The 21927-nt window shown below is 39.4% G+C and carries 16 protein-coding genes, 1 tRNA gene and 1 pseudogene; 7 read left to right on the top strand and 11 right to left on the bottom strand.

What is annotated here, in order from left to right; all coding sequences use genetic code 11:
- Window positions 1-110 precede the first annotated feature (110 nt).
- The 3 genes from hemN to hemF all read right to left on the bottom strand — a co-directional run bounded on the left by hemN (window position 111) and on the right by hemF (window position 3508).
- Window positions 111-1508: an oxygen-independent coproporphyrinogen III oxidase gene (gene hemN, locus H6G74_RS08860; protein WP_190967311.1), complete on the bottom strand. Its 1398-nt coding sequence runs from the start codon at window positions 1506-1508 to the stop codon at window positions 111-113.
- Between the two features lie 89 nt (window positions 1509-1597).
- Complete coding sequence (locus H6G74_RS08855) at window positions 1598-2347, bottom strand: biliverdin-producing heme oxygenase (protein WP_190967310.1); 750 nt, start codon at window positions 2345-2347, stop codon at window positions 1598-1600.
- Window positions 2348-2464: 117 nt separating this feature from the next.
- Complete coding sequence (gene hemF, locus H6G74_RS08850; protein WP_190967309.1) at window positions 2465-3508, bottom strand: oxygen-dependent coproporphyrinogen oxidase; 1044 nt, start codon at window positions 3506-3508, stop codon at window positions 2465-2467.
- 265 nt (window positions 3509-3773) lie between these two features.
- Here hemF and acsF point away from each other — a divergent pair, with 265 nt between their 5' ends.
- The gene (gene acsF, locus H6G74_RS08845; RefSeq protein WP_190967308.1) at window positions 3774-4829 is read left to right on the top strand and encodes a magnesium-protoporphyrin IX monomethyl ester (oxidative) cyclase; all 1056 of its coding nucleotides are present in this window, start codon (window positions 3774-3776) and stop codon (window positions 4827-4829) included.
- Window positions 4830-4941: 112 nt separating this feature from the next.
- Here acsF and H6G74_RS08840 read toward each other — a convergent pair.
- The 3 genes from H6G74_RS08840 to H6G74_RS08830 form a co-directional block, all read right to left on the bottom strand.
- A tRNA-Pro gene (locus tag H6G74_RS08840) sits at window positions 4942-5015 on the bottom strand.
- Window positions 5016-5315: 300 nt separating this feature from the next.
- Window positions 5316-6029 (bottom strand): heterocyst differentiation pentapeptide repeat protein HetL, encoded by a 714-nt coding sequence (gene hetL / locus H6G74_RS08835; protein ID WP_190967307.1) that lies wholly within the window; start codon window positions 6027-6029, stop codon window positions 5316-5318.
- A gap of 395 nt (window positions 6030-6424) precedes the next feature.
- Entirely contained in the window at window positions 6425-7513 is a 1089-nt protein-coding gene (locus tag H6G74_RS08830) for an NAD(P)H-dependent flavin oxidoreductase (RefSeq protein WP_242051187.1), read from the bottom strand.
- A gap of 303 nt (window positions 7514-7816) precedes the next feature.
- On the opposite strand from H6G74_RS08830, the gene H6G74_RS08825 reads away from it, so the two are divergent.
- Complete coding sequence (locus tag H6G74_RS08825) at window positions 7817-10537, top strand: beta strand repeat-containing protein (RefSeq protein WP_190967306.1); 2721 nt, start codon at window positions 7817-7819, stop codon at window positions 10535-10537.
- Window positions 10538-10670: 133 nt separating this feature from the next.
- On the opposite strand, the gene H6G74_RS08820 is transcribed toward H6G74_RS08825, so the two are convergent.
- On the bottom strand, window positions 10671-11543 hold the full coding sequence (locus H6G74_RS08820) for a 6-carboxytetrahydropterin synthase (RefSeq protein WP_190967305.1): 873 nt from the start codon (window positions 11541-11543) through the stop codon (window positions 10671-10673).
- A 221-nt stretch (window positions 11544-11764) separates the two neighbouring features.
- Here H6G74_RS08820 and H6G74_RS08815 point away from each other — a divergent pair, with 221 nt between their 5' ends.
- From H6G74_RS08815 to H6G74_RS08805, 3 genes are all read left to right on the top strand, one after another.
- Window positions 11765-12136 (top strand): hypothetical protein, encoded by a 372-nt coding sequence (locus tag H6G74_RS08815; RefSeq protein WP_190590279.1) that lies wholly within the window; start codon window positions 11765-11767, stop codon window positions 12134-12136.
- A 35-nt stretch (window positions 12137-12171) separates the two neighbouring features.
- Window positions 12172-13074: an aminoglycoside phosphotransferase family protein gene (locus H6G74_RS08810; RefSeq protein WP_190967304.1), complete on the top strand. Its 903-nt coding sequence runs from the start codon at window positions 12172-12174 to the stop codon at window positions 13072-13074.
- A gap of 325 nt (window positions 13075-13399) precedes the next feature.
- Window positions 13400-15739, top strand: coding sequence for a PAS domain S-box protein (locus H6G74_RS08805; protein WP_190967303.1), 2340 nt, complete (start codon window positions 13400-13402; stop codon window positions 15737-15739).
- A 127-nt stretch (window positions 15740-15866) separates the two neighbouring features.
- Here H6G74_RS08805 and H6G74_RS08800 read toward each other — a convergent pair whose 3' ends face one another.
- Window positions 15867-17033, bottom strand: a complete 1167-nt coding sequence (locus H6G74_RS08800; RefSeq protein ID WP_190967302.1) for a homospermidine biosynthesis protein — start codon at window positions 17031-17033, stop codon at window positions 15867-15869.
- 144 nt (window positions 17034-17177) lie between these two features.
- Window positions 17178-17696, bottom strand: a complete 519-nt coding sequence (locus H6G74_RS08795; RefSeq protein WP_190967301.1) for an O-acetyl-ADP-ribose deacetylase — start codon at window positions 17694-17696, stop codon at window positions 17178-17180.
- A 582-nt stretch (window positions 17697-18278) separates the two neighbouring features.
- On the opposite strand from H6G74_RS08795, the gene cobO reads away from it, so the two are divergent.
- Window positions 18279-18974: a cob(I)yrinic acid a,c-diamide adenosyltransferase gene (gene cobO / locus H6G74_RS08790; RefSeq protein ID WP_190967300.1), complete on the top strand. Its 696-nt coding sequence runs from the start codon at window positions 18279-18281 to the stop codon at window positions 18972-18974.
- A gap of 62 nt (window positions 18975-19036) precedes the next feature.
- On the opposite strand, the gene H6G74_RS08785 is transcribed toward cobO, so the two are convergent.
- Window positions 19037-19753: a hypothetical protein gene (locus tag H6G74_RS08785; protein WP_190967299.1), complete on the bottom strand. Its 717-nt coding sequence runs from the start codon at window positions 19751-19753 to the stop codon at window positions 19037-19039.
- A gap of 420 nt (window positions 19754-20173) precedes the next feature.
- Between H6G74_RS08785 and H6G74_RS08780 the strand changes: the two are divergent.
- Window positions 20174-20868, top strand: a pseudogene (locus H6G74_RS08780) (Uma2 family endonuclease).
- 61 nt (window positions 20869-20929) lie between these two features.
- On the opposite strand, the gene H6G74_RS08775 reads toward H6G74_RS08780, so the two are convergent.
- Complete coding sequence (locus H6G74_RS08775; RefSeq protein WP_190967298.1) at window positions 20930-21913, bottom strand: RNA polymerase sigma factor, RpoD/SigA family; 984 nt, start codon at window positions 21911-21913, stop codon at window positions 20930-20932.
- Window positions 21914-21927 lie beyond the last annotated feature (14 nt).

Below are 21927 nucleotides of genomic sequence, written 5' to 3'. Positions count from 1 at the left end.
AATTAAATTTCACAAACACTCCTCATACCAATTCAAAAGCCAAAATTCGGGGAGTTAAAACTAAAAAATTAAATAACTTTTTGACTTTCTCACTCCCAATTGCTAATTCTTCAAATCGCTTTAGAATAACCAATATTTGCTCGTTCCCGCAGATAAACATCAAAGACAGCCGCGATATTCCGAATGAGTAATCTACCGCTTGGTGTAACTTCAATTTGATTAGGAGAAAGTTTAATCAAACCATCAGCTTCTAATAACCGTAGTTGTAATTGCTCTCTTTGAAAATATTCAGCAAAATCACCATCAAAATGTAAATGATATTTTTCTTCTATTTTGTCTGGTGAAAGCTGAAATTGACACATTAATTCCATAATGATTGTCCGGCGCACAACATCATCTTGATTTAGTTTCACTCCTTTTTCAATGGGTAATTCATCACTATTAATTGCTTGATAGTAATTTTTTAGTCGTTTATGATTCTGCACATACACATCATGCAGCATACTAATTGAACTCATCCCAAATGCTAATAAATCAGATTTTGGTTTGGTGGTATAGCCTTGGAAGTTGCGATGTAGTTGCCCTTGTTGTTGGGCGATCGCTAATTCATCATTCGGTTTAGCAAAATGATCCATCCCGATAAAAACATAGCCATTGTTGCTTAATTCTTCAATCGACATCTGCAAAATTCGCAATTTTTCTTCAGCTAATGGCAAAGCCTCTTGCGGAATTAAACGTTGAATTGGTTTTAACCAAGGTACATAAGCAAAATTAAATACCGCAATTCGGTCTGGATTGAGTTGAATTGTCTTGTTAACTGTACTTTTAAAAGTCTCTAAAGTTTGATAGGGTAAGCCATAAATTAAATCAACATTCACACTAGTAAAACCAGCATCGCGCACCCAATCCATTACCTGAAACAGCATTTCTTCCGGCTGAATGCGGTTAACAGCTTGTTGTACTTGCAAATTAAAATCTTGAATGCCAAAACTAATGCGATTAAAACCTAAATCTTTTAAAGCAAATAGGTAATCTCTATCTAAAAATCGCGGATTGACTTCAATAGAAATTTCTGCATCATCATCAAAATCAAAACAATGATTGAGTGCATACCATAAAGCCTCGACTTGACGTAGCGATAAATAGTTAGGAGTTCCACCACCCCAATGTAATTGTTGAACAGTGCGTTCGTGATGAATTAAAGATGCTACTCGCTGAATATCCCGAATCAAATAATTTAAATAAGGTTCAGCAAGTATTTTATTGGGAGTAATAACAGTGTTACAACCGCAGAAATAACAAGCACTTTCACAAAAGGGAATATGACAATAGAGTGATAGAGGTGTTTTCTTGTAATTGCCAACTGCGATCGCTGCTTTAAAATCAGCTTGTTCAAAATCCTCTGTTAACTCTGTAGCGGGAGGATAACTAGTGTAACGAGGTAAAGGCTGATCATATTTTCTCAACAAGTCAGCATCAAATTTCACATTTTGCGATAAAACGTTCATAAAAATTCGCAATTTCAAATCTTATTTTTACAGGTTCTTAGATCCTCGAATTCTGTAATAAGTCGGGTATCTGTTCATTTTGCAGCACTTCAAATACTGTAATTAAGTACCTTATTTTGTTCAGCCCTATTTTCTGTACTACCTGGTTTATCTTGGCGAATCATCAAATCAAAAACATGCTCACCAACAACAGCTTTCACATCTGCTTCTAGTTCATGAACTACATCTCTATTAAGCGCAAAAGCATAGTTAGCTTCGTCTACAATTTTCTGAATCATGGCTTCATCTATCGCCAAAGAATTTAATGCTTGACGGTATTGTTCTTTAAAGGCTTGTTTCGCTTCTAAGGTAGGGATTTGTTCAAATTCGTGCATTGCAGTTCCCTGATCTGGTGGTAAGTTCATTGCAGAACGAGCAATATTTCGCAGTGCTTGTCCACCCGATAAATCTCCCATATAGCGAGTGTAAGCATGAGCAATTAATAACTCAGGTTGTGTGTTAGCAATTTCCCGCAGCCGATTTACATAAATTTTTCCAGATGGCGAAGGTTTAATTTCTTCTTGCCAATTTTCACCGTAATAATATGCTAAATCTTTTTCTAAATTGGCTTGCCGATTCAATTCAGGAAAATAAATCAATCCCACAATTGGATGATTTTGAGATCGTTGTAATTCTGCCTCTAAAACAGAATAAACAAAGTAAAGATCCGCCAATAATTTCCTAAAAAAGCTCTTTTCGACAATTCCTTTGAGGAAACATTTCATAAACGCAGTATTTTCCGCCAAGGTATGAGAATGTTTTGTACCTTCTCGCAAACGCACATCTAAATGGCTACTCATAGCGAATACCTCATTCATTATTAAAAAATTTTGGTTATGTTTTTGGGATGGGGAAGAAGAAGTAAAAAGGTAAAAGTTAAAAGGCAAAACAAAAGAATCTTTTTACTTTTGCCTTTCTTACACCCAATCTCTAGGCTGAAGAAAAACTTCTGTCAGTTCCGCTTCTGGGGTTCCTGCTTCTGGTTCATAGCAATATTCCCAGCGTGCTAAAGGTGGTAATGACATGAGGATAGATTCGGTTCTGCCCTTGGTTTGCAGCCCAAATACTGTGCCTCGGTCGTAAACTAAATTAAACTCGACATAACGACCCCGACGGTACAGTTGGAAATTGCGCTGGCGATCGCCATACTCTATTCCTTGTCGCCGTTCTACAATGGGCAAGTAAGCGGGTAAAAAAGCTTCACCACAAGACTTGACAAACGCAAAGATATCTTCCCAATTGCGATCGACATTTCCGATTTTTTGGCTGTAAATAGCGGCTGGAGTATCTGTTTGAGAACCGACGTAAAGCTTACCATTAGCATCTTGATAATCAAAGAAAATCCCGCCAATACCGCGCTGTTCTTGACGATGGCGCAAATAAAAGTATTCATCGCACCACCGCTTAAAAGTTGGGTAATACTCTCGATGGTGGTAATCACAAGCATTTTTTAACGTCTGATGAAAGTGAACCGCATCTTCAGCAAAAGCATAATATGGCGTTAAATCTGCACCACCACCAAACCACCAAATCGGGCCAGCTTCAAAGTAGCGATAGTTAAGATGTACTGTTGGCACAAAGGGATTACGAGGATGCAGCACCATCGAAGTTCCTGTGGCGAAAAACTCATGTCCTGCTGCTTCTGGACGTTGAGTCAAAATCGAAGCCGGTAAGCTTTTTCCCCAGACTGCGGAAAAGTTCACACCCCCCTGTTCAAACACCCGCCCTTCTCTAATCACGCGGGTACGTCCTTCGCCACCTTCTTCTCGCTCCCAATAATCTTCTTGAAAACTTGCTTCTCCGTCAATTTGCTCTAACCCTGTGCAAATCTCATCCTGGATATTTTGCATGAATTGTAACACTCGCTGCCGTGAATCCTTGGGTATGGCATTATTCGGTGATGGGAGGAAGGTTGTGTGATTTGGATATGCTTGCAGAGACTTATCGAAATGACGGCGCATGGTAAAACCTCTAAAATTTCGGGTCAGTGAAATTATCATCAATTAATAACTTTATAGTTATATATTGAATTTGCGGCAGAGAAGTTTCAAAACTTAATAAACTATCTCAACCCCTGCCCTCTAAGGCTTTTATCTAGTGCGCTCCAGTATCTAGAGTCTGGCGATTTCCGACTTTACTGAAGGATTGTAAAGAGGTCTAGCCAAAGAATCCCACTTATCATAACTTGATAGTTATGAAATTATTTACTTGATTACCGCATTACTTATGGTTAATACTCTACCCAAGCCAGGAATTAAAACCCCCAGCCAAGAAACTGTACTTACTCCCCGCTTTTATACAACAGATTTTGAAAAAGCAGCCAACTTAGATTTGTCTACTCAAGCTACAGAATTGCAAGCGATGTTAGCCGAGATGCGAGCCGACTACAACCGCCACCACTTTGTTCGGGATGAAGCATTTGAACAGTCTTGGGAACACATTGAAGGTGAAGCGAGACAAGCGTTTATTGATTATTTAGAACGCTCTTGCATTTCCGAATTTTCGGGCTTTTTGCTATTTAAGGAATTATCCCGCAAGCTGAAAAATCGCAGTCCCTTACTAGCAGAGATGTTTCAACTCATGGCGCGAGATGAAGCTCGCCACGCCGGCTTTCTCAACAAAGCAATGGGGGATTTTAAACTCTCCCTAGATTTAGCAATGGTGACGAAAACCCGCACCTATACGTTTTTCCCGATAGAATGGGTACTCTACACCGTCTACCTCTCAGAAAAAATCGGCTATTGGCGTTACATCATTATTTACAGACATCTACAACAGCACCCGGAAAACCAGTTTTATCCAATCTTCCGCTATTTTGAGAGTTGGTGTCAGGATGAAAACCGCCACGGAGATATATTTAAGGCGCTGTTACGTTCTCAACCGCAACTGTGGAACAACTGGAAAGCTAAACTGTGGAGTCGCTTTTTCTTGCTGTCGGTATTTGCTACCCACACAATGACAGTTCATGAACGGACTGGTTTTTACAAAACTTTAGGACTAGATGCGACAGAATTTGACCGTCAAGTAGTTTACAACACCAATGAAACGGCCGGAAGGGCTTTTCCTGTCATGTTAAATACCGAACATTCCCAATTTTTCCCCCGCTTACAACGCTGCGCGGCTTACAACTTACAAATTGCAGAAATTGAACGTAGTTCTCAGCCCAAATTGATCAAGCTGATGCGTAAACTACCTTTCATCACAGCTATTGTTTGGAATTTACTCTTGCTTTATCTCATCAAACCCATTGATGCTGAGGCTTTGCGTGAAACTGTGCGTTAGTCTTGCGTTAGAATTGGGGGCGATCGCTTGCTTGCAGATTTCTGGCTGGTTAAATTTGCAGACTTCTGCGGCGATTGTCCACTAACTTAATATTTTCATTAATACATACAAATCGGGATGACTGGATTCGAACCAGCGGCCCCTTCGTCCCGAACGAAGTGCGCTACCAAGCTGCGCTACATCCCGCTAAAAAAAGAAAATACCTTCATTATGATACCATAAATATCTAAAAAAGGAAATATAAAAATCGGCTGACACTGAACTGTATAGATGACCAAACAAGGTAAAAGTAAAAAGTGAGCCACGGCGCTGGCTCCTAAATTTATTTATGGGGATTATCTTTTTACTTCTTAAACTTGAAGCGTTGTTTTCCATAATGAGTGTGTTCATTTTCCAATATATTGCTTGAGTCCCACTTAGGAAATTACATAGCTCTGGTATTTAATAACACTTCTTGACTATGCACTACTACCCGATCGCTCCTATTCAATCATGAATCCTACCATCAGGCATAATTGCTCCTTGAAAATCGGCATTGGTGAGAATAGCCCCTGTTAAATCTGCACCTTGGAGGTTGGCTTTTCGTAGAACTGCACTTTCTAAATTGGCATAACTCAAATCTGCACCTTGCAAACTAGCCCCACTTAAATCTGCTGCTAAGTTACCCCACTGTATTGTCTTACTCAGATTAGCTCTACACAACTTGGCTTGATCTAAGTTAGCGTGATGCAAAGAAGCCGCTCTCAGGTCAGCGTAACTCAAATCTGCTCCAGTCAACAGTGCATATCCTAAATCTGTGCGCTGGTTAGAACTAGGACGTAAATCAACTTGAAACAGCAGCGAACGTGATAAGTTTGCTTTATGCAAATTAGCTCCACATAAACTTGACTTAATTAAGTTAGTTTCTTCTAACCGAGTATTAACTAATTTTGCACCTGTTAAATCAGCTTCTCGCAAAACAGCACGATATAAATCTGCTTCACTTAAATCTATACCCCAAAGAATAGATTCACTCAAATCGGCTTCTCGTAAACAAGCTTGGCTCAGATTAGTTTTACCCAGCCTGGTTTGACGCAAATCAGCATAGCTAAAGTCTATACCTGTGAGGTTGACATTAGTTAATTCTGCTTCTTGCAAATTTAGTTTTTGGAAGTTTCTTTTACCAGCAACATAGGATTTGAGAATGTCATTTATGTTCATAAATTAATGTTAAAAATTTCCAGTTTCAGCAATTACTTTAAAACTTAATTGTAATTAAATATGAGTTCGATGAATCATTTTTCGTCTTTTTGGTGATGTTTGTCGAACTCAAGTTAATGAAAGCGTAGCATTAGCCACAACGCAGACTTGGCGATAAGTTACTCGTAAGTAAGTCGGTGGGAAAAAACATAACTATATGAATAAAGGTGAATTAAACTGAAACCCTCTTTAATCCTGCCTTCTGCCTTCTGGAGACACTTGCGTGGGCGGGTTTCCCACGCCAGTTGCTACAACGGAGGGAACCTCCGCAACGCGCTGGCTCGACTTGAGCAAAGTGTCGTCCTCCTGCCTTTTCCCAACTACAAATATTTACGTCACTCTACTTACTGTTGGTGTTAAGCCGTCAAATCTGCCATCAATTCTGCAACAGACATGATGCGCCCTGGATGGCTAACATTAGCACCAGAAAAAATTAAACCATGTTCCACATCACCACGGGCAGCTTGCGCTAGGGCATTGAGTAAGCAGTAGGTTTTGCCTTTGTCTCGAAACAGACAAGTTTCTAAACAGTTAGCAATACAAGACCTTTTCTGTGATGAATCTACTATTATTTCCTCGGTGAAGGCATTGCGTAAAGCCCGACTCGGTTTGCCGACGGGACTGGGTACAGTAACAATATCTGCTAAATTCGCTTGCAAATGACGTTCTTTGTAACGCTGATTGGCATCACATTCAATGGTGGTGATAAAGCGAGTACCCATCTGCACGCCATCAGCGCCAATTGCTAACATTTGAGCAATATCATGATGATCGCTAATCCCACCTGTGACAATTAAAGGTATCCTTGCACTCATCGTCTCGGCTAAGTAATCTCGAATTTGCGAAATCACCCAGCCAACTGAAAACCCCGGCACATTTATCTGTTCACATTGGGTAAAATGTCCGCCTACCTTCTGGCAGTTTTCCACAATTAAGGCATCGGGTAAACGATTATATCGATTTTTCCAAGTTTGACAAAGAAACTGGGCTGCATCAAAATTAGCGATCGTCGGTACCAGGGCAACATCAGGAAAATCAGCCGTGTACTCTGGTAAAGTTAAAGGCATTCCTGCCCCAGTCACAATTAAATTTGCACCCTCAGATGCGGCAGTTGTAGCTAATTGGGCGTAATCTTTCGTACCGACAAGAATATTCACACCTATCACCCCATCAGGGCTGATATGTCTGGCTTTAGACAATTCATCAATCAGTGCGAGTCGATTGGCACTAAAAAAACTACTGCGTTTGCGTTGATTAAAGTAGGGAGAATCTAAACCCAGTCCCAGCGAAGCAATCATCCCCACGCCCCCAGCATTCGCAACTGCGCCAGCCAGTTGTGCGCCAGAAACCCTGACTGCCATTGCCGCTTGCATAATGGGATAACGGGCAATATGTTTACCAATCTGCAAGGGATGAAGCATCGAGGACATTTGATTATTACTCATTCTTAACTAAATAGCTAAGGAGTAATTTTATCATCTCCGTGTGACTTTTCCTGGATAGTCATTCTTTGCGTATTTTTCTGTATCAGCGTTTTGGAATTAAAAATAGCTGTCTGAGAACATCCCCAGAAATCATAGCGGTCAAAGTCAATCCATAGGTATCCTGCTTTCTTGTGTAATTAGTATTCTTTACACAGATTTTATAAGTATATTTACATAGTATCCAATTTTCTAGAGACTTTGCAATATACTTGTAAAAACTGAATTTTATTGTGTTATAAACCTAAGCTATTATCTGGGGCATCTATGAAATTAATTACACTTTTAGGATACGGTATACTTTTAGGTGCGATCGCAATATCATCGACTGCAATAGCCCAAACACCAGAACCACCACCAATATTTCAACCGCGTTTCGGAGTCCGCTACACTACCGAAGGTGCTGGGTTTGATGCTTTTAGTAGTTTGGAAGGATTTTTACCCATCTTCCAAAGTCATGGGAACAGTTTGACTTTTCTCGAAGGCAAAGTTTTGTTAGATAATAACTCCACTGTCGCCAGCAATATCTTATTCGGACATCGATTTTATAGCGGTAAAGATAATCGTGTCATTGGTGGTTACATATCATATTCAACTCGTGATACTGGTAACAGTAATTTTGACCAATTAGGGTTAGGTTTTGAAAGTTTAGGTAACTGGGATTTTCGTTTCAATGCTTATCTTCCCCTCAATACGTCTGAAGCATTGTTATCACAATCCGTAGTAGATAGTAACTCAAGATTTTTAGGTAATTCCTTACTTGTAGGTAGACAACGTTTATTTGAAGTTGCACTGTCTGGTATAGATGCAGAAGTTGGGACAAGTATTACAAAACTCGGTGCGGGAGAATTAAGAGGCTATGCAGGTGTTTATTATTATTCTGGTGGAGACTCGAAAGAAGCTTTTGGTTGGAAAACTCGACTAGCAGCAAACCCGACAGATTTTTTAAATTTAGGTCTTTCTTTACAACAAGATAATTTATTTGATACTCGCTTAGTTTTTACTATTGGGGCTAACTTTCCTAGTGGTAGTAGAAAAAGTAAACCTAAGAAAAATAATGCGTTGTTCCGCATAGCAGAATCAGTAGAACGTCAAGCTACAATTTTAGCCACTCATGAAACTCGCAACGATACAGTAATTGCAACTGGTAGCGATGGTCAACCCTTAACATTTTTTCATGTAATTAATGGCGGTAATGGTAACGGTACTTTTGAATCTCCATTTGGTGCAATTGCATCGGCTGTAGGTGTAGCACAAGCCAATAATATTGTCTATGTTCGCTCTAATTCCACAGCTACTTTTGCTGGCTTTACTATTCCAAATGGTGTACAAGTTTTATCTAGTGCGCCAATTCAAAGAGTTAATACTCAAGAATTTGGATTATTAACTTTACCTTTTTCTGGTAGCGGTATACATCCCATAATTACTGGTTCTGTGACTGAAGGTAATGGATTAGTTACATTAGGAAGCAATACAGTTTTATCTGGGTTTAATATTCAAGTATCTGGTGAAGAAAATGCCATCGGTGTCTACGGTGCTAATATTAATAACACCAGCATTCGAGATAACATCATTACAAATCCTTTTGGTCGAGGAATTCGTCTCGAATTTACTACAGGTAATCTTGAAATTCTCACTAATACTATTGCCAACTCTGGTAATGATGCGATTTATTTAGTAGATGTTGGCGGTACAATCATAATTAATAGTAATAATATTACTAATGCTGGTGATGATGGCATCTCGTTAGACTTTGTTGAGGGCAATACTACAATTAGCAATAACACTATTAATAATACTGGTAATGAGGGTATTGATTTAGAATATGTTAATGGTGCGATCGCTATTATTAATAACACTGTCAGCGACACCGAAGATCAAGGTATCGACTTAACAGATATTAATGCGACAATGACTATTAGTAATAACATCATCTCTAATTCTGGTGATGAAGGAATTTACTTAGAATATGTTCATGGCAATACCACTATTAGTAATAATATTATCAATAATTCTGGGTATGAAGGCATTGATTTAGAATATGTTAATGGTGCGATCGCTATTATTAATAACACTGTCAACAATTCCATAAGCCAAGGCATTGAATTACAAAATATTGAAGCGTCAACTACTATTAGTAATAACATCATCTCTAATTCTGGTGATGATGGTATTTTTTTAGAACTCATTAATGGCACGACTAAAATTAGTAGTAATACCATCACTAATTCTGGTAGTAGTGGTATTTATTTAGGCGGAATTATTGGCATGAATGAAATTAATAGTAATACCATCACTAATTCTCGTAATGGACTTTATTTAAATCAAGTTACAGGTACAGTAACTATTCATCAAAATACTGTTACTGACAGCTACCATTATTATGGTATTGTGGCTGATAATTCTACAGGTGCGGTAAATTTAAGCATTACTAATAATAATTTGTCGCAAAACTTTAATGATGTGCGTGTCAATTTATCTGGAACTGCAACAGGTACATTACAAATTATTGGCAATAATATTAATTCTACTGGTGCTGCTGTGGATGTTCAGTTAGGAAGTGATGCTAATCTTAGCAGTATAACTATCAACAATAATCAAATCCAGGGTGTAAATGCCAACGTCACATCAAATGGGATAAATTTACAAACTTTTGATAATGTTGTGGCTCATAATGTGATGATCGTCAATAATGCTATTAACATCATAACTAATGGAGACGGGATAAATGCCCAAGTTAATGGTAATTCGCAAACAACATTTACCATTTCTGCTAATGTAATTAGTAATGTAAGGGATTTTGACACTACAGATTTCAATTTTACGGATGGGATAAATATAGAAGCTTTTGATAATGCTAATTCAACATTTACTATCACTAATAACGTAATTAATCAAATTGATGGGCTTGGAATTTCTGTTAACAATTTTAGCTCTGGTAACGTTAATTTCACAAATATGAACAATCAAATTACTAATACCCAATAAAGTGGAAGTAGAGACGCAAAATTTCACGTCTCTACAATAGACATCTCCAAAAATTAATTCTGCATTACCTACAACCCTTGTAGAGACGTAGGAATACTACGTCTCTACATTCTTTGTTGGAGATGTCTAATAACTACAATCTGACTAAGACTGGTTGACTATCTACTACACCAACAACATTTGATTCTGTATCTGTGCAGTAGATTTCGCAGGAGTTATTGGGACTTTCGATGAGTTTGACTTTGTAAAGCTTGGCTCCTAAATTTTGGATTGGCGATCGCAGTAAGTTACTAATATGTAGAGCGATATTTTCCGCAGTCGGTACAACCTCGGCAAAATAGGGTACATCTTTGTTCAAAAAGGTGTGATCAAATGGTTCTACCACATAGTCTGCGATCGCTTTCTGCAACGCACCCAAATCAACAATCATCCCGGTGCGCTGATCAATTTCGCCTTTTACAGTCACTTCTAAATGATAGTTGTGTCCGTGGCCGTTAGTCCGAGCGCATTTACCATAAATCTCAGTATTATCTTCTAAGCTGAGATCAGGATGTGCCAAGCGGTGCGCGGCGCTGAAGTGAGTACTGATACTGAGGTAAGCTTCCATTGAGTTTCCCATATAATCTGCCCAAAGTTCAGGATGTTCAAATAACTGTACGCGGACTACAGGCAAGTGGGGTGCTAACCGCCGCCAGATAACCCGTGCAATATTTTCAGTGGTGGGGAGAGTTTCTTGAAATTCTGCCCAGACATCATTGAGATAAGAAAAATCCAGTTGGCTGGTAACTTCGCGTTTAATGACTTGTTTGACATCAGACAAATTCAGCACCATACCATACTTATCTAGTTCCCCAGCCAGGGAAATAAATAAGACATAGTTGTGTCCATGTCCAGGAAATTTTGAGCCAGCACCAAATTTCTCAAAATTCTCAGCTTCACTCAGTTCAGGTAGCCAATAGCGATGACTAGCCGAAAATTGAGCGCGGCGATTTACGATACATTGCATGAGTACACTGGGAGAAAAATTTAAATTTTCTTAATCTTTCACTTTTTCCAGCATAAACCAATTTCTTTGTCTGTGGCTTTCATTTTCTAGCTTTGAGAATGAATACTCACACCCTAAACCTACATCTGTCAGCTGCTTTCTACCCCGAACCAAGTTCTCTTAGCAGGCTACTAGATGAGGGGTTTTAACGATAGACTGGGAAAAATTCTGGAGAAACCTTCATGGCAAAGTCAAACGGTGCTAAAGGCGAAACAACTACTCAAGATGTAGTTACCAATACCGAAGACACAGACACAGTACAAGATGCACCCGCACCAGCCGAAAGTAGCCAAGATATTGATGAAATCCTCAATTCGCTGAAAGCTTTACTTAGCAGCGTGGAAAAACTGCAAAAAGTACGTCAAGAAGTCGGCGACATCAAGCCTTTAGTCCAACGAATGCTAGATGGTGAATTATTGGCGGGTGAAGAACTAGAATTACTCAAAACTGGGGTAAGCGGTTTAGTACGTTTAGTCCGGGCTTATGGTGATCATCAAACTGCATTAGCAAAAGCGCAACCCGCAAGAAATCTGTTAGACGAAATCCTGAAATAGCATCCAGCTAACTAAAGTTTTTTGCGATCGCCATCATGACTAGTCCACCAAAAAAAGCTCGTCTGGAAAATGCCATTAATGCTGCTTGTGTAGTCGCCAAACAACAAGGGCTGAAGTTTGCTGAAGCTGTGGTGCTGCAAGACAGAAGTAATTTAGTCATTCATTTACGCCCTGCGCCTGTAGTTGCACGTATCGCCACTACAACAGGTACAGTGCGGTTTGGTGATACTTGGTTTGCTAAAGAAATTGCTGTAGCCAGCTATTTAGCAGCCGCAGGCGCACCTGTGGTTAGTCCCAGCAAGCTCATTCCACCAGGTACTCATCAGCACAATGGGTTAGTTCTGAGTTTTTGGGAATTTGTCGAAGAAATAGATAAATTACCAGATGCGACTGTTGTGGGAAAAACTTTGCGAGAATGCCATGAAGCTTTAGTCAACTTTGCAGGTGATTTGACAGTTTTAGATCCGTTAACTGAGTGTGAAACTCTGCTGTGTAATCTCATATCTCAAAACGCATTCAGCTGCCAAGATAGCGAAATGTTACAAGTAGTTAATCATCACCTCAAAAGTCAATTTCAGCAGCTTCAGTTACCAATGCAACCTCTTCATGGCGACTCCAATTTTTCTAATGTACTCAACACCAGAGGCGGCGTATTGTGGACAGATTGGGAAGATACTTTTATTGGGCATATTGCTTGGGATATTGCCTGTTTAATTGCTTCTAGCCATGTTTTCGGCACTGAGATGGAACTTGCAACGGCAGCTTTAAATGGTTATGGACTAGCCATAGATCAAGAAATATTAGATTTGTTTATCGCAGCGCGGACTTTTCAAGGGGTGTTGTGGAATTTTATTATCGGACAAAAACATCCAGAGAGTCTACAAAGGTTAGAAGTTCGGTTACGTTGGTTACGCGATCGCTTCTCCACCATTGCTTAATTTGTACAATATTTTCGTAATATTTTGCTTTTTAGTACCAAAAATAGCATTCCTAAATCATTCGTGAACCAAAAGATCCCCGACTTCTTCAATAAGTCGGGATCTGAGCCTCTCGATTTTCACAAATAAAATACGATTGCTATATTATTTTTACCAAACATTGGGAGATTTCTAGCCACTTATTGTTGACACTGCTTGTTAATGATAGTGTATCTGCAAGTTAATTTCTGTACAAATAAACTATAGAATTAGAACATAAGTGTTCAGTAGTCAGAATACTTAAAAGTCATCGTTAAAACAGTTGCATCACTTACGCAAAAATATAATGAAATACGAGGTAGTCGAGCAGATTTTCAACAAATATTCGACTTTACGTAAATTTGAATACTTAGAACTAGATGTTCATTTCCGTATTGTGGATAAATCTGAGCAAGTGCATCGTTTTGCCATGTATCCAAACGCGGTCATGTCCGGCACAGATATTCGTGTCGCTTTTCCTGAATTTGTTGGTAAAGAAGATAGCTTAAAATCTATCATCCAAGGGCAGCAAGAAATATTTGAATTAGAGATAATTAGACATACACCTGAAACTCAATCAAACATCTATATTAATATATATATTATTGGTGAACATCAAGAAAAATCACCTGTTAAAAAATTGATGGTTTTTCTGGAAGATGTCACAGAAAAAATCAAAACCAAACAAGATTTATCCAAAATTACTAACGCTACTAATATCCTCTCCATGACGCTGGTAACATATAAAAATTATATGGAAACAGTTATCAGTTCAATGGCAGATGCTTTATTGATAACTACCAATACAGGCAAAATTAAGCAAGTTAATTTTGCTGCTCAAAAGTTATTTGAATTTTCCGAATCTGAGTTAATTAATCAGCCAATATCTTTACTCTTTGAAGATAATTTTCTATTACTGAGAATTATTAATCATTACAGTAAGTTAAATCGAGATTTACAGCAATTTGAGGTTGTCTGTCGCAAAAAAACAGGAGAAAAAATCCTCGTTGCTTTTTCTTGTACAGTCATGCAGCGAAAAAATGAAGTTTTAGAAGATATTATTTACATTGGTCGAGATATTACCAATCGTCAGCGTCGAGAACAGAGAAATATTGCTCAATATCAAATCACGCGAATTCTCTCAGAATCGCCCAGTATTCAAAAAGTAATACCAGAAATTTTACAGGCAATTTGTCAAAGTTTAGAGTGGGATGTTGGGGAATTATGGACAGCCAGCGAATATATTACTACTGATGTACCAGCAGAAAATGACAATGCCGTATTAAGATGTGTAGAAATGTGGACAAGTCGGCTGATATCGGCGCGGGAATTCAAGGCTGTGACTTGGCAGACTACATATTTACCGAATGTCGGCTTACCTGGGCAAATTTGGAGTAGAAGTTCGGCTTTATGGATCAAAAATATTTTAGACTATGGAGATTTACAGCGATCGCCAACTGCCATTAACGCCGGACTTTGTTCAGCCTTTGGTTTCCCCATCTTAGATGATAATAAAATCTTAGGAGTGATGACTTTCTTTAGCCGCGATATCCAACCTCAAGACGCAGATTTATTACAAATGATGGTTTCTGTAGGTAGTCAAATCGCGCAATTTATGAAACGTAAACAAGCAGAAGAAAAATTGTTAGAAAGTGAATTACGCTATCGAGATATTTGTGAAAATGCCAATGATTTAATTCAGTCTGTAAATGTATATGGACGCTTTTTATATGTCAATCAGACTTGGTGTCAAACATTAGGATATAGTGCCGCAGAAGTGGAGCAGATGAATATATTTGATATCATTCATCCCGATTTTCAAGCACATTGTCGGCAAATTTTTTATCGGTTAATGTCAGGCGAAAAAGTAGAACAAGTAAAAACAGCTTTTATTGCCAAAAATGGTCAAACAGTTTTTTTAGAAGGCAATATCAACTGTAAATTTGCTAATAATTTACCAGTGGCGACTAGAGGGATTTTTCGCAATATTACCCAGCGAGTTGCTTTAGAAATAGCATTGCAGCAACAGCAAGCACAAACAGAACAATTCTGGCAAGCAAGAATACCAACATCTAACACCATCAAATCATCAATAGATGCGACAGAAGTAGATTTAATTAATGTGACTGTTTTATGTGCAGATATTGTTGGGTTAAATGAAATTGCTGCTTCTGGAAGTGCGATGCAATTAGTTAATTTACTTTGCCCAATTTTTGCAGCTTTTGACCGTCTCTGTAATCGCTACAGTTTAGAAAAAGTTAAAACTATCAATGAAGCTTATATAGTCATTGGCGGATTACCCACAAAACGCCCAGATCATACCCAAGCTGTAGCCCAAATGGCGTTGGATATGCAAGCGGCGATCGCTACCTTTAATATAGAAAATCAACAAAACCTGAAAATTTGCATTGGTATCCATACCGGAGTTGTCACAACAGCAGCACTAGGTTTAATGGATATCATCAATATCGCTAGAATCTTGCAAACTCAAAGTATTGCAGATACTATCCAAGTCAGCGCCACTGTTTATGAACAGATACATGATGAATTTTTCCTAGAACCCCAGGATGAAATCGAAATTCCTCATCAACAAAAAATTGCAACTTATTTATTGCAAGGAAGTCGTGAGATGGGGAATTGGGAATAGGGGAAGAAGAAAGGGTAATTACTAGAAAACACCCTACTCCCTACTATCTACTTTTACGGACTATTCGGAATTAGTAAACACCTTGTTGGGTTTCGCTATCGCTCCACCCAACCTACTTTTCTAGCCTCTACTGAATCAGTCTACCGCAAGGATAAGTTGCAACACCTTGGGCTGCATCTCCAACCATAGCCGCAGGTACTTTGTCAGATGGTTGCGTTTTAGCTGCGAGATAATCTTTTTGCAGTGTGGCTAACATTGTTTCCCGTTGATCGTACAACCGTTTTAACGGCCGAGGTGAACATTGACTTAATGTATATGCTGTCACTAACGGTAAAGCAATTGTGCTATCGGTATAACAAACAATTGTGCTGGGTAATTCTTCTGGGTCAATTTTACCCCAGCTAACCGCCTCAGATGGAGTCGCCCCAGATAAACCACCAGTATCAGGACGCGCATCAGTAAACTGGACAAAGAAATCATGTCCGCGTTCTTCTAACCCTAGTACTTCATGAATTTGCGGTTGAGTTTGCAGTAAGAAGTTCTTGGGACTACCACCACCCAGAATCACCGCCGCACTTTTACCGTCTGTTTCTCTGGCATTATAGGCGATCGCAGCTGTCTCATTCACATCAATGGCGGGATCTAAAATTAATTGCGAACCTTCTAACGCTAAAGCTGCTACGTTCATCCCAATGGAACTATCCCCAGGGGAAGAAGTGTAAATTGGCACGCCACACTCGTAAGCTGTCGCCAGCAAACAAGAATGTTGCACACCCAATTGCTTTTCCACTTCCCGGACATACTTACCTAAAAGATAATGAAACTCTGCTGTTCCCATCCGCTTTTGGAAAGGTTCGGCTTGCAAAATCTTGCGAATAAAAGCATCAGTTTCTAACAATACATCGTAGCCAAATACAATGTCATAAATGCGGATAGTACCTTCTTCCCGCAGCTTGACATCATCTACAAATGGATTACCTGCAAATAGCTCAAAACCTAAGCCATAGTGCATATCATGGTATAAATTCGCCCCAGTACTAATCATCCAGTCAATGAAACCATTACGAATTAAGGGTGATAATGCAGAAACCCCAAATCCGGCTGGTGTCATCGCACCAGAAAGACTCACTCCCACCGTCACCCCATCTTGAAATACATCTTTACTCAGCAATTGACACACTTCCCGCAAACGTGCTGAGTTGTAGGCTGTGAAGTAATTATTGATTAAATCAACTACCCCAATATTAGATGGTATGGGTGTAGGTGCGATTTTTTGACCACGCTGTTTTGACATTTTGCACTCCCGAACAGTAAACGCGCCGAATCTAATGTTATAGCAAAGTGCTGAGTGCTGAGTGCTGAGTACTGAGGAGAAACCCAGTCATTTCAAGGTTTTGAGTAATCAATACTGTTCTCATCTATGTGCTTACGAGTATCATTAGGTTTCAGCAAATTCTTGCATCGTCTTAGTGTATAAATCGAATGCACTTTGCCCAAAACAGACGAAAATCACTTGTTCTAAGGAGTTTGACTGTGAAAAAAACTTTTTGACTGTTGCGATCGCAATTTTACAAGCAGGTTCCATCGGGAATCCATAAACACCTGTACTAATAGCCGGAAACGCAATAGTTTTAACTTGGTATTGTGCTGCTAAAGCTAAACTATTAGAGTAACAACTAGCTAGTAACTCATCCTCTCCATAATTTCCACCTTTCCATACTGGCCCAACTGTATGAATTACCCATTTTGCTGGTAGGTTATAACCTTTAGTAATTTTCGCTTCACCAGTTTTACAACCCCTTAACTCTCGACATTCTGCTAGTAATTCTTTCCCTGCTGCACGATGAATTGCACCATCAACACCGCCACCACCCAATAAAGAACTATTAGCAGCATTCACAATTGCATCTACCGATAACTGAGTAATATCACCCTGAATAATTTCTATCAGACTCATATTTGATTGTTGAAATACAAGTAGGATGTGTTAGCGACAGCGTAACACATCTACCCCAAGTCTTTGGGTGCGTTACAGCTTATTAATGGACTAACACAGCTAAATTGAAATTCCATCCGCGTTTATCTGTCTTGAAAAGTTTTGCGCCGGGAAACCCGGACGCGCAAACTTTTCGCTGCGTCCATCTGCGGTTAATTTTTTCACAATTTGCGTAAAGTTATAAAATTGTTAGCCAGTAACCATTTTCAACATATATCAATTGTTAATAACAATCACCCAAATTCTTAAGAAAGTTGAGGCTATAACTCTCGTCAAAGTTACTACAAAAATTTATATTAAAAATGCTTTAATAAAACTATTGAATTATTGATAATAGCCGTAAAATTAGACTTCTATGACTAATAATTGTAGTGAATTTTAAAGCGTTATTGTCAAATAAATTATAAGCTTACTGTCATTTTAGATAAAATCTCTGCGCCTTATTCTATCAGTAAAGTCTTGTATAGCAATCGTAAATCATTTATCAACATCTCTCTCCCTTGTCTCCCTTATCCGCCAAGTAGTTACTTTGATAAAATGCTGATGAGTAAAGATACACCAGAAGAATTAGAATCAGATAAAGAAATCGAACGCTTAATTGATGAAGTAATGTCCTCATCCATAAATAATGATTTTAAGCTGACTGATGAGCAGTATCGCCAAAAGATGCAGCGCCGCAAAGAAATCCAGGATCGGCGGATAGCACAAGCTGTCCCAGAGAAGGGGTTAATTATTGTCCATACTGGTAACGGTAAAGGCAAAACCACTGCGGCGTTAGGAATGGTGATGCGATCGCTTGGTCATGGCTATAAAGTGGCGATCGTCCAATTCATCAAAGGCGCGTGGGAACCCTCAGAAAAACGGGTGTTCAGTGATTGGGAAGACCAAATTGAGTTTCACGCAATGGGTGAAGGTTTTACCTGGGAAACTCAAGACCGCGATCGCGACCTCGAAAAAGCTCATGCAGCTTGGGAAAAATCTTTAGAATATATCCGTAACCCAGATTTTCATCTGGTGCTGTTGGATGAAATTAATATTGCTTTAAAAATGGCTTATTTACAAATAGAAGAAGTTTTAGCAGGTTTAGCAGAGAAACCGCCTCATAAACACGTAATTCTCACGGGGAGAGGCGCACCCGCAGCTTTAATTGAACGTGCAGACTTAGTAACAGAAATGACATTAGTTAAACATCCCTTCCGTGACCAAGGCGTAAAAGCTCAACCAGGAATCGAATTTTAATTCAGTGTGAAACCTGAAGTCTGAAATGTTTACGACATCAGAGATTTCAGACTTCAATACTTTTATATTGCATTTTGACACATCTGGAGAATGCGGCGATCGCCAGAACTAATAGATTGAATGGGATGATAATCTTGTAATGCTACAGAGTAAGCATAATTATTGAATTCATCATCAGAAACCGATGGAATTGTACTAGTTGTAGCCACATCTGATGTACTTACGTCATCTGGGGAGCCATTTACAGTCATAGCTAACTCACCAGATTTGTCAATTGTGCCTTGAAAACAACTAAACTCAGAACTAGGCATATATAAAGCACCAACTACTTTACCTTGCCGTTTCTGAAAAACAATATAACCTTGACCGATTTGGTTTGGTGTTGGTGATTGTCCATAAAGATATACTCCATCTCTTGTGGGAATATTTCTTTGAGATATTACTCCAGATTCTTTACCAGCTTTTTGATAGTTGACAGGCGCTAAATCTCTAGATTCAGGTTCGATAATTTCACGCTCAAAAGCTACTGTTTGCTGTTGACTACGCTGTTCCCGAATTTCTCTCAACCGCGACAATAAAGAATTATCAGAGCTAACATAGTGATGATTTGTTAATCTAGAAACATCACCATTCAAAGATACAGAATTTGTTACATTTTGTAACTGTTTGCTGAATACAGGTTTAGTCTGCTCACTAACAACACCAACGGTTAAAACTAAGCCAACAATAGAAATTGTTAACTGGCGAGGGGATAAGAATTTAGAAATATTGTTAAGCACCCGACCACTCCTGTTACGAAATTAACTGTCTCCTCTACGACTCACTTAAACCATAACCAATTGTCTATCATTCAAGTTTCTGTCGATGGTTTGATTTAAATGTCTCAAAATAAAAATTCGTCAAAAAAAGAAGCTTTTTAGAATATTTGACGATAATTTCACATTATCATCACTTAAATAATTTACTCTTCACCCAACAGAATCACCCAATCGGGTGATGTAAATCTGAAATACAATCTTTCGACGATTTTTGAGAGCTTCTCCTTTACAAATATTGATATTTTGCTCGCCGATTGATTTAACTATAATGAGCTACAACAGCCAAGCTCTGCATTCCGCAAACGATGAAAATTTGCTGTGTCGGGTGTAGAGTGATGGAAAAGCAGAGGTTAGAGGTTAGAGGCTAAGGAAATTACTTGTATGATATCTGCTGACAAAACTGCTGAACTGTTGACAACTCCACCTTTAGAAAACGGCGATAGGCTTACCCGTACAGAATTTGAGCGTCGCTACCATTCTATGCCGCATCTCAAAAAAGCAGAATTAATCGAAGGAGTTGTTTACGTGGCTTCCCCTGTACGCGCAAAAACACACGGCAAACCCCATAGCCGCATATGACTTGGTTAGGCACTTACGAAGCGGCTACCCCAGGAGTAGAAACGCTGGATAATACCACGGTTCTATTAGATGCCGATAACGAACCACAACCAGATGCACTTCTCAGAATAGAACAAGGTGGACAGTCACGCATTACCGAAGATGATTATGTGGAAGGTGCGCCAGAATTAATTGTTGAGATTGCTGCTTCTAGTGCTTCTTATGATTTGCATGAAAAACTGAAAGTCTATCGCCGCAATCAAGTACAAGAATATTTAGTATGGCGAGTTTACGATCGCCAAATTGATTGGTTTAGATTAAATGAGGGTGAGTATATTCAACTGACACCAAATTCTTATGATGTAATTTGCTCGCAAGTCTTTCCAGGGTTGTGGTTAGCAAAGTCAGCATTATTATCAGGAGACTTAGCTCAAGTATTAGCCACTTTACAGCAAGGTTTATCGACTCCTGAACATCAGAGTTTTGTTGAGAAATTATCGAGTGAGCATCCAAACTAAAATTTTGGGTACAAAAAAATCGCCCCCTGAATTCAGGAGGCGCATCACCGTTATTTAATTATTAACTAGCAACGTATTCTTTGACGTTGGCGCGGCGGCGGCGCAGATGAGCTAAGGCTTGGTGTTCGAGTTGACGAACACGTTCGCGGCTGAGATTCAATCTTTCACCAACTTTCGCCAAAGACAATTCATTACCATCCTCTAAACCAAAGCGCAGGGCTACAACTTCCCTCTGTTGGGGTGTGAGTTCGGCGAGCAGGGTGTTGAGGTCTTGGCGCAAGAACTCTTGGGTGGTGTAATACTCTGGTGATGGGCCTTCGTCTTCCAACATTTCTTGCAGTTCGGTGTCTTGGTTATCACCAACACGCACATCTAAAGAAACTGGTTGACGTGCCATATTCAGATATTCCCGAATTTGCGCTGGTTCTAATTCCAGTTCTTTGGCAATTTCCGCAGGTGTCGGAGAACGGCCTAGAGTCTGAGCTAGTTCGCGCTGCACTTTTTTGATTTTGTTCAGTTTTTCGGTGATGTGAATCGGTAAGCGAATCGTCCGGCCTTGTTGAGCGATCGCACGGGTAATGGCTTGACGAATCCACCAGTAAGCGTAGGTTGAGAATTTATAACCGCGTGTGGGGTCAAATTTCTCTACTCCTCTTTCTAATCCAAGTGTTCCTTCTTGGATTAAATCGAGAAACTCCATGTTACGCTTTTGGTATTTCTTGGCGATCGCTACTACTAAGCGCAAGTTCGCCTCAATCATTTTTTGCTTGGCGCGTTTGCCTTGAGCTACCGTTTGTTTGACATCGGTTTCTGATTGTTTAACATGGTTCGCCCATTCTGGTAAGCTTGGTTCGCGGTGCAATTTCTTCGCCAAAGCTTCTTTTGCTTCGACGAGTTTCATCATTTGTTGCACCTGCTTCCCATAGACAATTTCTTGCTCACGGGTTAGCAGTGGTACACGACCAATTTCCCGCAGATAGGTTCGCACCATATCAGCCGTGAATTTGGTGTTCAGGTTTTCGGTTTGGGTGTTAACAGTAGGCATTGGTGCGTTGTCCT

This window comes from Nostoc spongiaeforme FACHB-130 (genome assembly GCF_014698475.1).
GTDB lineage: Bacteria > Cyanobacteriota > Cyanobacteriia > Cyanobacteriales > Nostocaceae > Nostoc_B > Nostoc_B spongiaeforme.
Note: the sequence above shows the minus strand (reverse complement) of the source record. Positions and strands in the feature narration are given on the sequence as shown.

Excerpts from the sequence above, each read along its gene's own strand:
- hemN (WP_190967311.1), bottom strand. The coding sequence starts at position 1,508 with ATGAACGTTTTATCGCAAAATGTGAAATTTGATGCTGACTTGTTGAGA.
- H6G74_RS08855 (WP_190967310.1), bottom strand. The coding sequence starts at position 2,347 with ATGAGTAGCCATTTAGATGTGCGTTTGCGAGAAGGTACAAAACATTCT.
- hemF (WP_190967309.1), bottom strand. The coding sequence starts at position 3,508 with ATGCGCCGTCATTTCGATAAGTCTCTGCAAGCATATCCAAATCACACA.
- acsF (WP_190967308.1), top strand. The coding sequence starts at position 3,774 with ATGGTTAATACTCTACCCAAGCCAGGAATTAAAACCCCCAGCCAAGAA.
- hetL (WP_190967307.1), bottom strand. The coding sequence starts at position 6,029 with ATGAACATAAATGACATTCTCAAATCCTATGTTGCTGGTAAAAGAAAC.
- H6G74_RS08830 (WP_242051187.1), bottom strand. The coding sequence starts at position 7,513 with ATGAGTAATAATCAAATGTCCTCGATGCTTCATCCCTTGCAGATTGGT.
- H6G74_RS08825 (WP_190967306.1), top strand. The coding sequence starts at position 7,817 with ATGAAATTAATTACACTTTTAGGATACGGTATACTTTTAGGTGCGATC.
- H6G74_RS08820 (WP_190967305.1), bottom strand. The coding sequence starts at position 11,543 with ATGCAATGTATCGTAAATCGCCGCGCTCAATTTTCGGCTAGTCATCGC.
- H6G74_RS08815 (WP_190590279.1), top strand. The coding sequence starts at position 11,765 with ATGGCAAAGTCAAACGGTGCTAAAGGCGAAACAACTACTCAAGATGTA.
- H6G74_RS08810 (WP_190967304.1), top strand. The coding sequence starts at position 12,172 with ATGACTAGTCCACCAAAAAAAGCTCGTCTGGAAAATGCCATTAATGCT.
- H6G74_RS08805 (WP_190967303.1), top strand. The coding sequence starts at position 13,400 with ATGAAATACGAGGTAGTCGAGCAGATTTTCAACAAATATTCGACTTTA.
- H6G74_RS08800 (WP_190967302.1), bottom strand. The coding sequence starts at position 17,033 with ATGTCAAAACAGCGTGGTCAAAAAATCGCACCTACACCCATACCATCT.
- H6G74_RS08795 (WP_190967301.1), bottom strand. The coding sequence starts at position 17,696 with ATGAGTCTGATAGAAATTATTCAGGGTGATATTACTCAGTTATCGGTA.
- cobO (WP_190967300.1), top strand. The coding sequence starts at position 18,279 with ATGAGTAAAGATACACCAGAAGAATTAGAATCAGATAAAGAAATCGAA.
- H6G74_RS08775 (WP_190967298.1), bottom strand. The coding sequence starts at position 21,913 with ATGCCTACTGTTAACACCCAAACCGAAAACCTGAACACCAAATTCACG.